This window comes from Candidatus Ruminimicrobium bovinum (assembly GCF_902760015.1).
GTDB lineage: Bacteria > Elusimicrobiota > Endomicrobiia > Endomicrobiales > Endomicrobiaceae > Ruminimicrobium > Ruminimicrobium bovinum.
In genome coordinates, this window is record NZ_CACWEU010000025.1 from 1 (window position 1) to 12,937 (window position 12,937).

General features: G+C 30.6%; 14 protein-coding genes. 13 read left to right on the forward strand and 1 reads right to left on the reverse strand.

Annotation, left to right across the window (positions count from 1 at the left end; translation table 11 throughout):
- From thiL to ACMUOV_RS00800, 13 genes are all read left to right on the forward strand, one after another.
- Window positions 1-1,004: thiamine-phosphate kinase (gene thiL, locus ACMUOV_RS00740; RefSeq protein ID WP_413852819.1), on the forward strand; the 1,004-nt coding region annotated here is incomplete at its 5' end.
- Window positions 952-1,422 (forward strand): tRNA (adenosine(37)-N6)-threonylcarbamoyltransferase complex ATPase subunit type 1 TsaE, encoded by a 471-nt coding sequence (gene tsaE / locus ACMUOV_RS00745; RefSeq protein WP_413852821.1) that lies wholly within the window; start codon window positions 952-954, stop codon window positions 1,420-1,422. The genes thiL and tsaE, both read left to right, overlap by 53 nt.
- Before the next feature lie 4 nt (window positions 1,423-1,426).
- The gene (gene tsaB / locus ACMUOV_RS00750; RefSeq protein ID WP_413852823.1) at window positions 1,427-2,080 is read left to right on the forward strand and encodes a tRNA (adenosine(37)-N6)-threonylcarbamoyltransferase complex dimerization subunit type 1 TsaB; all 654 of its coding nucleotides are present in this window, start codon (window positions 1,427-1,429) and stop codon (window positions 2,078-2,080) included.
- A 34-nt stretch (window positions 2,081-2,114) separates the two neighbouring features.
- On the forward strand, window positions 2,115-2,597 hold the full coding sequence (gene coaD, locus ACMUOV_RS00755) for a pantetheine-phosphate adenylyltransferase (RefSeq protein WP_413852825.1): 483 nt from the start codon (window positions 2,115-2,117) through the stop codon (window positions 2,595-2,597).
- Between the two features lie 45 nt (window positions 2,598-2,642).
- A complete protein-coding gene (locus tag ACMUOV_RS00760) occupies window positions 2,643-3,803 on the forward strand; it encodes a type IV pilus twitching motility protein PilT (RefSeq protein ID WP_413852827.1) in 1,161 nt (386 codons plus the stop codon).
- Between the two features lie 58 nt (window positions 3,804-3,861).
- Window positions 3,862-4,287 carry a type II secretion system protein gene (locus tag ACMUOV_RS00765; protein WP_413852829.1) on the forward strand — a complete coding sequence of 142 codons (426 nt, stop codon included), beginning with the start codon at window positions 3,862-3,864 and terminating at the stop codon, window positions 4,285-4,287.
- Window positions 4,272-5,087 (forward strand): prepilin peptidase, encoded by an 816-nt coding sequence (locus ACMUOV_RS00770; protein WP_413852831.1) that lies wholly within the window; start codon window positions 4,272-4,274, stop codon window positions 5,085-5,087. Before ACMUOV_RS00765 ends, ACMUOV_RS00770 begins: the two co-directional genes overlap by 16 nt.
- 19 nt (window positions 5,088-5,106) lie before the next feature.
- On the forward strand, window positions 5,107-6,696 hold the full coding sequence (locus tag ACMUOV_RS00775; protein WP_413852833.1) for an O-antigen ligase family protein: 1,590 nt from the start codon (window positions 5,107-5,109) through the stop codon (window positions 6,694-6,696).
- 103 nt (window positions 6,697-6,799) lie between these two features.
- Window positions 6,800-7,771: a lysylphosphatidylglycerol synthase transmembrane domain-containing protein gene (locus tag ACMUOV_RS00780; RefSeq protein WP_413852873.1), complete on the forward strand. Its 972-nt coding sequence runs from the start codon at window positions 6,800-6,802 to the stop codon at window positions 7,769-7,771.
- A gap of 6 nt (window positions 7,772-7,777) precedes the next feature.
- Complete coding sequence (locus ACMUOV_RS00785) at window positions 7,778-8,539, forward strand: glycosyltransferase family 2 protein (protein ID WP_413852835.1); 762 nt, start codon at window positions 7,778-7,780, stop codon at window positions 8,537-8,539.
- A gap of 107 nt (window positions 8,540-8,646) precedes the next feature.
- Window positions 8,647-9,705, forward strand: a complete 1,059-nt coding sequence (locus ACMUOV_RS00790) for an isocitrate/isopropylmalate dehydrogenase family protein (protein WP_413852837.1) — start codon at window positions 8,647-8,649, stop codon at window positions 9,703-9,705.
- 215 nt (window positions 9,706-9,920) lie between these two features.
- On the forward strand, window positions 9,921-10,913 hold the full coding sequence (locus tag ACMUOV_RS00795) for a DUF2157 domain-containing protein (RefSeq protein WP_413852839.1): 993 nt from the start codon (window positions 9,921-9,923) through the stop codon (window positions 10,911-10,913).
- Window positions 10,903-11,334: a hypothetical protein gene (locus ACMUOV_RS00800; RefSeq protein ID WP_413852841.1), complete on the forward strand. Its 432-nt coding sequence runs from the start codon at window positions 10,903-10,905 to the stop codon at window positions 11,332-11,334. The genes ACMUOV_RS00795 and ACMUOV_RS00800 overlap by 11 nt, the downstream gene beginning before the upstream one ends.
- 34 nt (window positions 11,335-11,368) lie before the next feature.
- Here ACMUOV_RS00800 and ACMUOV_RS00805 read toward each other — a convergent pair whose 3' ends face one another.
- Entirely contained in the window at window positions 11,369-12,937 is a 1,569-nt protein-coding gene (locus ACMUOV_RS00805; RefSeq protein WP_413852843.1) for an ATP-dependent DNA helicase, read from the reverse strand.

Genomic DNA, 12,937 nt, shown 5'->3' on the forward strand with positions numbered 1-12,937 from the left:
CAAAGGAAATTTTTATTTCATCACTCGGTGAATTCGGACTTATTGATTTTATAAAGAAAAACAACACAAAATTTACTGAACGGCACAATGTAATTATTGACGTCGGTGATGACTGTTTTTGTTTTGCATCAAACAAAGATAAAAAAGAAAAATTTTTGGTAACAACCGACATTTTAATTGAGGACGTTCATTTTAAAACTTGTTGGGCAAGCCCCAAACAAATTGCACAAAAAGCCGTTGAAGTAAATGTAAGTGATGTTGCCGCTATGGGCGGTGCAAAACCGTTATATATGTTTATTTCCGTCGGACTTCCAAAGAAAACAAAAGCACAATATGCCGAAGAATTATTTAAAAATATAAAATTGACGGCACAAAAATATTCAATACATATTGCGGGCGGTGATACCGTATCTGCAGAAAAACTGACAATTTCAATAACAATAATAGCAAAAAGTTTCGGTAGAATTATTACAAGAACAAAAGCACAAACAAATGATATAATCTGCACCACGGGAACTTTCGGTAACAGCCTTGCCGGGCTTAAAATTTTACAGGAAAAGAAAAACAAATTTACTCCGGCGGAAAAATTTTTGATAAAAAAACATCTTGCACCTAAAGCCAGGTTAAAAATTGCAAATTTAATGGTTGAAAATAATATTGAAATTACTTCAATGACGGATTGTTCCGACGGGCTGTTAAAATCCGTTGAGTTGTTAACCGCGGACAACAATAAAGGTGCAACAATAAACTTGGAAAAAATTCCCGTATCAAATCAATTAAAAAAATATCTTAATTTTAAAAAAGATAAAATATACGAATATGCATTAAGCGGCGGTGAAGAATTTGAACTTGTTTTTACAATAAAACCTTCTTCAAAAGCAAAATTAGCAAAATTATTACCGTCGGTAAATTTTATAGGTTATGTTACAAATTCAAAAGAGGTTAAGTTTTTTGAAAACGGAAAACAAAAACAAATTAAAATTAACGGATTTAAACACTTTTAATAATAAAACTTTTGTTACAAAATCTTACGTTCAAACAAAAGAACTTGCAAAAGAATTTGCAAAAGTTTTAAAACCTAAAGATATTGTATTGTTTAACGGCGATTTAGGTGCCGGTAAAACAACTTTTATTCAGGGTATAATGGCCTATTTCGGAATAAAAAAATTTGTGCGCAGTGCAAGTTTTATGCTTGTCAGTGAATTTAAAGCAAAAGATATAAACTTATACCATTTGGATTTATACAGATTAAACACCGCAGATATTTTTGGTTTGGGATTGGAAGAATATTTGTTCGGCAACGGAATTTCTTTTGTGGAATGGAGCCAACGCCTGCCTGATAACAGTATAAAAAAATATTGGCAAGTTAATTTGGAATATATTGATGATAATACAAGAAAAATAAAAATAAGGAAACATTAATTAAATGAAAATTTTAGCAATAGAAACTTCATCTTCAACTTTAAGTGTTGCAATAAATATTGACGGAAAAATCGTTTGCGAATATTTTTATAATGCAGGTTTAATACATTCTGAAGTTTTAATTTCCGTTATTGAAACGGCTTTAAAAAATGTAGGTTTAACAATAAAAGATATTGATAAATTTGCCGTTTCATCAGGACCGGGAAGTTTTACCGGAATCAGGGTAGGAATGACGGTAGTTAAAACTCTTGCACAAAGTTTAAAAAAACCCGTAGTTTGCTTTAATTGCCTTGATATTTTGCAGGCCGCAATTACAATACCTTCAATAAAAATAATTCCTGCAATAGATGCTTTAAGGGATGAACTTTATGTTAAAACTTCAAACGGTGCCGGTATTGTTTCAATAGAAGATTTTATAAAGAAAAATAAAAAGAATAAAAATAAAATAATTGTTATCGGTAATGCTGCCATAATTCATAAAAAACTGTTGCAGCAACAGCTTGGTAAACTGTCAGTTTGTTTAAATGAAGATTTATGCTATCCCAAAGCATCCGTTCTTGCAAACCTTGCTTTCGGCAAAGAAGGTGTTAATTTTTTAAAAATTCAACCTTTATATATCCGCAAGTCCTGGGCAGAAGAAAAAATGAAAAACAATTGAAAATATAGTTGAAATTTGATATAAAGTTTAAAATATGAAAAATGAAATAATAGCTGTTTATCCCGGCAGTTTTGACCCTTTAACAAAAGGCCATTTGGATATTATTGAAAAAGCTTCAAAAATATTTCCTGTCGTTGTTGTTGCCGTAGCCAATAACTACAGTAAACAAAATACTTTTTCCGTCACTGAACGGCTTGGCATGATGAAAGAATCTATAAAAATAAAAAATGTAAAAATAGATTCTTTTTCCGGATTATTGGTTGACTATTTGGATAATATAGGCAGTTTTGTGGTTATAAGAGGTTTACGTGCATTATCCGATTTTGAATATGAATTTCAAATGGCATTAATGAACAGAACTTTGAATAATAAAATTGAAACTATATTCTTAATGCCGGACCATAAATATACATTTTTATCCTCAAGTATGGTTAGAGAAATTGCAAGTTTAGGCGGTAATTTTAAAAATTTTGTGCCGCCAGCCGTATATAAAACAATGAAAAAAAAATTTAAATAATACATGTAAAACTATTTTCGTTTATTTAATTAAAAGGAGACAGCCATGCAATTGAACCAAATAGGTAAATTAAGCAGTATCAAACAAGCAAGTACTTCTCAAGTTCAGTCTGCAGGTTTTAAAGTAAATCAAAATTTATATACCGGTTCCACAAGTATTAACGGATTAATTGAACAGGCGATTGCAAAAGGTGCCGCCGATTTACATTTGGCGGCAAATATGCCGGCAATGATAAGAATAGACAGAGATTTTATGCCTTTAAATTCAACAAATTTAGGTCCTGATATTTGTAAAAATTTAATATATTCGGTTCTCAATCAAAAACAAATAAAAGAATTTGAAGAAAGAAATGAGCTCGATCTTGCTTTTTCCGTTGATAAATTCGGAAGAATAAGAATGAATGTTTTCAGGCAAAAAGGTTTTGTAGGTGCAGCTTTAAGACTTTTGCCTAAAAGAATAAGATCTTTTGCCGAATTGAATTTACCTGCTGCAATAAATAATATAGTTGCTTTACAAAAAGGATTGGTTTTAGTAACCGGTGCAACAGGTTCAGGTAAAACAACTACTCTTGCCTCCATTATAGATTACATAAATGAACATAGAAGGTGCCACATAATTACCATAGAAGACCCGATAGAATTTGTTCATTTTTCAAAAAAAAGTATTATAACGCAAAGGGAAGTCGGTGCCGATACCGAAAACTTTCATACAGGTTTAAAATATGTTTTAAGGCAATCTCCCGACGTTATATTGGTGGGAGAAATGAGAGATATAGAAACAATTTCTTCCGCACTTACACTTGCAGAAACAGGTCATTTGGTTTTTGCAACTTTACATACAAACGATACTGCATCGTCAATTAACAGAATAGTTGATGTTTTCCCCGCGCACCAACAAGGACAGGTAAGAAGTCAATTATCATTAACTTTAAAAGCCGTTATTGCACAACAGTTATTGCCGCATGCATCCGGAAGAGGAATGGTTTTATGCACGGAAGTTATGTTAGCCAACGACGGTATAAAAAATGTTATAAGGGAAATGAAACCGGAACAAATTTATTTAATTATCCAAACCAACAGGCATAACGGTATGCAAACAATGAATCAGTCTTTAGTTGATAATATAAGGAATCATAAAATTTCTCCTCAAACGGCAATGGAGTATTCAAATCATAGAGACGAATTGGTAAAATTATTAAATTCTTAAAACCCGTTTAATAAATACTGATAAAAAAGATTTAGGCAATATTAAGGAGCATGATATAATGTTTGAAAGCAAATGGTTTACATTTAAAGAAATTTTGGTTGCGATAGCAATTATTCTTTTGGTTACTTTAATTGCTTATCCGAAATTTATAAATACAATAAGAAAATCGCATGAAGCAAAAACAAGGGCTAATTTATTCTCTCTAAGAAATGCCGTTGCAATTTATTACGGAGAAAATGAAGGTCATTTCCCGGGTGCCGATATAGCAGAAGTTTTAACAAAAGACGGGAAATACATTAAATACATTCCGGAAGCTTACTGCCCGCCGTACCATTCTCCAACAACACAAATAACAACATCCCCTACGGGTGACAGCGGTAAATGGGCGTATCAGGTTGAAGATTCCGATACAAGGCAAGCAGGTGAAATATGGCTTGATTGTAACCACAAAGATACAAGGGATGTTGTTTGGGACCAATATTAATGGCAGTAATATTTATAGTTTTTATTTTCGGACTGATGTTCGGCAGTTTTGCAAATGTTTGTATATACAGGATGCCAAGAGAAATGTCGATAGTTTTTCCCGCATCTCACTGCACCAAGTGCAATAATCCTATTTTATGGTATGATAACATTCCCGTTTTAAGTTTTTTATTATTAAAAGGCAAATGCAGAAATTGCGGTGATAAAATTTCCTTAAGATATCCCTTGGTTGAACTTGCTTGCGGTTTTTTATTTGTTTTGATGTTTTTTGTAACCGGGCTTACGTATATGTTACCTGTTTTTTGCTTTTTTGCTTTTTGTATGCTTGTAATAACAATGATTGATTTTGATTTTCAAATAATTCCGGATGAATTTTCCGTAGGGCTTATTATCGTAGGGCTTGCAACAAGTTTTATAAATCCTTTTTTAGACACTTCTTTTCTACAGTCAATATACGGCTGTATTGTCGGTGGAGGCAGTCTTATAGCACTTGCAATTATCGGTAAATTTATGTTTAAGCAGGATGCAATGGGTGGCGGTGATATTAAACTTATGGCAGGTGTAGGTGCTTTTATAGGTTGGCAACGGGTTTTATTTGCAATTTTTATAGCAGCTTTTATCGGCAGCATTATCGGTATGGCTTTAATACTTGCAAAAAAAATGAAAAAAAGAGATATGATGCCGTTCGGCCCCTGTTTGGCTGCAGGTTCACTTATTACTTTATTTCTTGAACAGCCCTCTTATATTGTAAATAAAATTATAATGTATGAAGAAAATCTTTTTATGAAATTATTTTTTTAATCGCAGGATTTTAAAATATATGAAAGAAAAAGTAAATACTTTTAATTTGATGGCTTTTTTTTTAAGTATAATAATGATATTATCGGTAGTATCAAGGTTTTCCTTTTCAATCACGTCATCGGCAATTATTTTATTACTTCTTTTAATTCCCGCTTTTTTTATTTTTAATAATTATAAATTAACCGTTCCAAAATACATTATGCCGTTAACGGCTTTTGTTTGTGCATGTGTAGTTTCCTTATATGGAGCGGATTGTCAATTTAACGTTCGTGATTGCCTTTTATTTTTATTTGCAGCATGTCTTGCAGGAATCAATATGAGTTTTGTTCCTTTTAATTTAAGAAAAAAATTATTTGTAGTTCCGATATTTATTGCATTGTGGCTTGCAATGATAATTTTTACGCGATTTGTTACAAATATTAACGGATTTTTCACCGGTGATAATTTTTTTGAAACATTTGCAATAAATATAAATATAATAGCAGGTTTTTTGGTTTTAATTTATCCGCTTTTATACATATATATAAAAGAAGATTTCAAAACATCAAAAGTTTATATTTTCATAGCATTATTTATTTTACTTGCAATATGCATAACAAAATCAAGAACTGCAATATTTTTATCTTTTGTTGCAACATTGTTCTTTTTATTTGAATACAAAAAAAATATTTATATAAAAATTTTAACGGCAATTGTAAGCATTGTTTTAATATCATTAATAGTATATGTATCGGTTTTAAAATCGTCAAGTAACAGTTTTTCCGACAGGTTAATATGGTGGCAAACGGCATATTTAATATTTAAACAACATATTTTATTCGGCTGCGGTTTTTGTAATTATTCAATTCTTTTTAAAACATTCAGACCGGAACTTGTTGTAAATACTTTATATGCACATAATATAATTTTTCAACTTTTGGCAGATACGGGTATTGTAGGGTTCGGTTGTTTTTGTTGGCTTATGGCTTCTTTTTACAAAAAAGTTATTTTTGAAATAAAAAACAGTCAAAATAAAATTTATTTCAAAGCAATAGCCGTAAGCATTACATTATTTTTATTATTAAATTTAGATGATTACAGTTTCTTTATACCTGCAAATATGCTTATGTTTTTTGTTATTTTTGCTTCGGTATTTGATGTTAATTTTGAAAAATTAAAGAAGCAAAAAATAAATAATATTTTATTGGTTATTATGTTTTTGGCAACAGCTTCATTTATAATAAAACCTGTCATAGCACAACGATACTATAAAATAGGGCTTGATTATTATTCTTCTAAAAGATATATGTTAGCCAACAAAAATTTTCAAAAAGCAATAATGTTTGATAATAAAAACAGTCAATATTATTATCAACTTTCAAACGGAAACTTTTCAATTTTTGACCAGGACAGAAAAAATAATATAATATATTTTGATGAAGCGGTTAGAAATACGCGGGAAGCTTTAAAATATTATAAATGCAGCGGGCAGCTATGGGAAAATTTAGCGGTTTTATATTGGAATATTGAAGACAAGCAAAATGCGGTTAAATATATAAAACAAGCAATGGCTTACGATAAATTTAATACTTATTACGAACAGGAATATGATAAATTTACAAATTATTAATATCTTTTGTCATTGCAGCAGTAACGTTGTTATATGTTACCGTTGTCGTTAACGGTATCCGAAAAAGGAGCAAAAAATAAAAAAGCATATTTTAAAAATTATCATAGGTTGTTTTGTAAGCATTGTTTTAATATATTTGTGTGTCAGGAACATAGATTTTAAACAATCCGTTGCCTTACTTAAAAATGCCGACATATCTTTAATACTTATAGGTATAAGCATTTATGTTTTATCTTACATTGTCCGTAGTTTACGTTGGGACTATATACTTGCTCCGTTAAAAAAAATGAAATTTCTTCAAAGTTTTTATTATTTGGTTTTCGGCTTTTTTATGAATAATATTTTGCCGTTAAGATTGGGGGAATTTGTTCGTGCAATTGTAGCCGGTAAAAAACTTGAAATTTCAAGGAGCGGAGTTTTTGCAACAATAGTTGTTGAAAGATTAATGGATATTGTTATCTTTATAATTGCATTTTTTTTAATTGCAATGTTTGTGCCTAATATTCCGAACTGGCTTCAAAAATCTTTTATTTTATGTGCCGTAATTTTCGGATTTATGTTTATTGTCTTATTTTTTATGTCAAAAGACGAAGAAAAATTCTTAAATTTGCTGGCTAAATTTCATTTACCTGCAAAAATAAATGATATAATAAAATCCGTATTTTTAAAGTTTGCAAGCGGCTTAAAATTTTTTCAGAACAAAAAATTATTTTTTGTAGTTTTTATTACATCGGTAATTGTTTGGTTTATAGAAGCTTATGCATACCAAACTTTATTTGCTGCATTCGGCTTAAAAGTAACTGCAATTCAGTGTTTGTTTGTTATAGTTACAACAGGTATTGCAACAATGCTTCCTACAGCACCCGGTTTTATAGGTGCAATAGAAGGTGTCGGTATGGTAACACTCGGGCTTTTCGGTGTTGAAGGAACAATCGCTTTTACGGCTATGGCAGCAACTCATTTTACCGAGATGATGGCAATATATTTACTTGGTATAATAGGTATGTTTAAAGAAAAAATTTCTTTTTCCGACTTATTTAGTTTTGCAACGGAAAAACAAAACCAAAAGGATTAAGCTTTAATGGAAAATAAAAAGAACAAAGTTGTTATCGTAATGCCTGCATACAATGCGGCACAAACTTTACAACAAACTTTAAATGCAATACCGAAAGGTTCTTACGACGAGATTCTTCTTGTTGACGATAATTCAACCGATGATACCGTTACTGTTGCAAAACAATTAGGGCTTAAAGTTATTAAACATAACAAAAATATGGGCTACGGAGCAAACCAAAAAACATGTTACAAAACAGCACTTGAAATGGGTGCCGATATTATAGTTATGGTTCATCCCGACTACCAGTACGACCCGCGGCTTGTTCCTTTTCTAACCGGGCTTATCAAAACGGATGTTTGCGATGTTATGTTTGCAAACAGAATAAGAACAAGAAAAGAAGCCCTGCAAGGCGGTATGCCTTTTTACAAATATTTTTTTAACAGATGTCTTACGATACTTGAAAATATCGTATTGGGTTTAAATTTAGGGGAATATCATACAGGTTACAGAGCATACTCGAGGAAAGTTTTGGAAACAATAAATTTTCAAGCAAATTCGGACGACTTTGTTTTTGATCAACATATAGTCGTTCAAATGGCATTGGCAGGTTTTAGGATAGGCGATATTCCGGTTCCCACAAAATATTTTGCTGAGGCATCCTCAATAAATTTTAAAAGAAGTGTCCGATACGGTTTGGGAATATTGTGGATACTCGTAAAATATATATTGCATAAATGGCACATAATAAAATTTAAACAATTTGAAATACAAAAGGTTATGAGTTGATAAGGTTATCGGGTTATAGGTTAAATTTCAAAACAAACTTATAACTTTATAACCCTGTAATCCTATAAACTAAAAATCGCTGAAGCGATTTTTCAAAGGAGATAACAATGGCTTACAAAATTACATTGGTCAGAGGAGACGGAACAGGTCCGGAACTTACCGAAGTTACGGCAAAAGTTATAGATGCAACCGGTGTTAAAATTGATTGGGAAGTTACCGAAGCAGGTATAGATATTATGGAAAAAGAAGGAACTCCACTTCCGGATAAAACATTAAAATCGATAGCAAAAAATAAAATTGCTTTAAAAGGTCCCATTACAACACCTATCGGAACAGGTTTTCGTTCGGTAAACGTTGCAATAAGAAAAGAACTTGATTTGTTTACCTGTTTAAGACCGTGCAAAAGTTATACAGGCGTTAAATCAAGGTTTTCCGATATAGATTTGGTTGTTGTCAGGGAAAATACCGAAGATTTATATGCAGGTGTGGAATTTGAAGAAAAAACCGACGAAGCAAATAAAATTATAGAACTTTCTAAAGGTAAAATAAGGCCGGAATCTGCAATATCAATAAAATCTTTTTCCGAGTTCGGTTGCGAAAGAATAGTCAGGTTTGCTTTTGATTATGCAGTTAAAAACAACAGAAAAAAAGTTACAGCTGTTGCCAAAGCAAATATAATGAAATGTACCGACGGTATGTTTTACAGAGTAGCAAGGGAAGTTGCAAAAGATTACGAAGGCAAAATTGAATATGAAGAAAGATTAATAGACAATATGTGTATGCAACTTGTTCAAAAGCCGGAACTTTATGATGTAATAGTTCTTCCTAATTTATATGGCGACATTTTATCCGACTTATGTGCAGGTTTGGTCGGCGGGCTTGGTGTTGCACCCGGTGCAAATTTAGGTAAGGATTGTGCGGTATTTGAAGCCGTTCACGGTTCCGCACCTAAATATAAGGGCTTAAATAAAGTAAATCCCATGGCACTTATTTTATCGGGTAAAATGATGCTTGATTACCTCGGTGAATTTGATGCCGCAAAAATGCTTGAAAAAGCGGTTGCCGAAGTTATTGCCGAAAAGAAATGTGTAACTTATGATTTGGGCGGAACCGCAGGCACATCACAAATGGGTGATGCAATTATTGAAAAATTGAAAAACAGCTAATCTGTCATTGCCGTTAGTTTATCATTACGATGAGTTGACATAGTCAACGACATATCGATATATGTTATTTTAGGTTATTGGGTTATGTGATTATAGGGTTATTAGTTTGGTTTGCAGGTTATAACTTTGTAAACTCATACATTTTATGTTTGAACTTATAATCCTATAACCTTATCATCTTATAACCGATTTCAATGTTTAACGGAGAAAATTCGTTGTTTTTTTCTAAAAAAGAATTGGAAAAACTTACCAAACAAGGGCTTATAACTCCGCAACAGGCGGAGCAAATAACCGACTATTATAAAACAAATAACGACAACGGTAAATTTGTAAAGAGGTTATTTATAATAGCTGCTCTTCTTATTGCTTTAGGTATTATTTTAGTAATAGGTGCAAATTGGGCTTTAATTCCGAATTTTTTAAAAATTACCGCAGACTTTATTTTGTTTTCGGCACTTGTATATGCCGATTATTATTTTATAACAAATAATAAAAACAATTTAGCCGAAGTATTTTTAGTTATATCGTTTTTTATGATTGCCGGAAGTATCGGGCTTATGGCACAAGTATATAATTTAGACGGCGGTTGGTTTTCTTTTGCAAGGTTTTGGATGTTTTTGGCAATTCCGTTTGTTGTTTTAAGCAAAACAAATCTGATAAATATTTTGTGGCTTATTCTTTTATTCAACAGCTTACCCGAACAATTTTACGATTTTATAAAAGATATATATTCGGCGCTTATAAAGGATTTACTTCCTTTTTCAAAAGATTATAATATAACAATAATATATATTTTAATTTTCTTAATACTTCAGGAATTTTACGAAAAAAGTTTAAAATTATATTTTAAACTTAACAAAAAATTTATATTACCTAAAGCTTTTTCAATTCTTGTAAAAATATCTCAATATTATGTTGCATTTATATTGGCAGTAAGCCAAAAAAATATTATTTCTATTCCGTTTATTTTTATTTTATTGGCTTATAAAATATATCAAAATTTTGAAGCAAAACAATTGGCTTATTTCAGAAATTTTACAATACTTACCGAAATTTACATAATATTTTTATTTGTCAGCGCCTACGGCAATTTGTTCAGCACGGGTATTGGTTTTATTATCGGCGGAATTTTAATTATAGTTTCAATTTTTGTATTAAGAAAAGTAATAAATTACATAAAAAAAACAGAGCTGCAAAATGAAAAATAAATTTATATTATTTTTGCTTATCATTCCTGTTATATGTTTATTTGTATGGAATTGTTTGCTATGGTATGATAAAAATTCCGGAACGGAAATAACGGTTACCGTTACAGGATACGATCCGAGAGATTTATTGTCCGGGCATTACATAAGATACATAATAGATTGGGATAAAACGGATTTAACACAATTTGAAAATAAACCTTTTACAAAACAGGATTTTATTAACGGCTTAAATAAAAAATCTTTGCGGTTTTATGTTTCGGCAAAACATGCAAAGTATTTGGATAAAATGCTAATGGAATCTTTTGGTGCAAAACAAGAAGATAAAAAACGGATAGAAGTCCTTTATTCTTATAAAAAAGGAAAACATCCAATAGCAAAAAAACTTCTTATCGACGGTCAAAATTATCTTAAAGTTTTATAAAATATTTTTTAACGGTTTTCCGATTTTCAAATCGTTATTTTTTTACAGATATCCCTGTTTCCGTTAACCGATTGTCAAATTCGCAAATAAAATTGTCGGTTTTTATATCGGACGGTTTTATTCTTCTGCTTAAATAAAGCCCATCAATTGTTTTTATTCTGGAAAGTGCTACATAAAGCTGTCCGTTTTCAAAAATACCGTTACCCAAATCAATGAATAAATTTGAAAAAGTTTGCCCCTGACTTTTATGTATTGTCATAGCCCATGCAAGCATTAAAGGATACTGCATATATTGTGCAACCGTTATACTTTCAAGTTTTTTTGTTTGGCTGTTATATTGATAACCTAATTTTTCCCATGTTTCTTTTTCAACAAAAACAGTTTTATTATTCTGTAAAGTTACCTGTATTTTATTGTCAAATAAACCGGAAACAATACCTACCGAACCGTTAAAATAGCTGTTGTTTTTACCGTTTTTTAATATCATTACTTTTGCACCTTCTTTTAAAATAAGTTCTACCGGTGCCTGAAAGTAATTTTCTATTTTTTCTTTTCTGTCGGAAGGTTTCATTTTTTCAATATTTATCGGTTTTAATTCCATACCGTATTGTTCGTCTTGTTCATTCTGTTCATCTGCTTCCAAAGTAAAAATTTCTTTATCATAATTTTTTTGTTTTTTTACTTTAGTTAATTCTTCATAAGTTGCTTTGTATAAAATAAACGGTTTTTGTATTTCGTTAAGTTTTTTATTATTAATATTATTGGCAATAATTTTTTGCGGTGTAACAATTGTATATAAAGAATTTATTTTTTCTTTATCGGTTATTACCCTGGAATTGAGAATATTCAAATCGTTACTTGTTATATTATTTTTACCGTGCCTTATTTTATTTAAAATACTAAGATAATTTTTGTCATTTGTTTGCCTGAAATTTTTAGTTAAAGTTCTAACATTAAATTTATCATAAAATGCTTTGTAACCGTCTTTGTTTTTATAGTAAGAGAAAAAGAATTTTGCTTCAAAATCGGTTTTATGATAATCATTTTTGTATAATGAAAAAAATATTTCTTTTTCACTCATACTTAAATCTTTAAACAGTGCATTTTCTTTACCTGCAGTTACTATCGGCGGTAATTGACATATATCGCCGAATAATATCATTTGAATTTTTCTGTCGGATAAAATATATTCTACGGTTTTAAAAGTATCTGCCCTAACCATTGATATTTCATCTATTATAAGTATATCAAGGTGCTCAAGAGTTTTTTTTAATTGACGATAACTTTCAAATTTATTTATTCTTATTTTAAGCATTTCCATATATGCTTGGTCTTTAACCGCTAAATTTATTTTGAAAAATTTATGAATTGTTTCACCCTGAACATTTATTGCGGCAAGCCCGGTAGGTGCAACCACGGCAACATTTTTTTTAGCGCTTATTTTATCTCTGAACCATTTTAAAAAAGTAGTTTTTCCGGTACCCGCTTGTCCGGTAATAAAAAAATGTTTATCGGGATTATTATTTATTTCATTATAAAGTGTTTGAAATTCCGGTGTTATTTCAATATTTTGGTTATTAATTAAAGCGGATTTTTTTTCCAT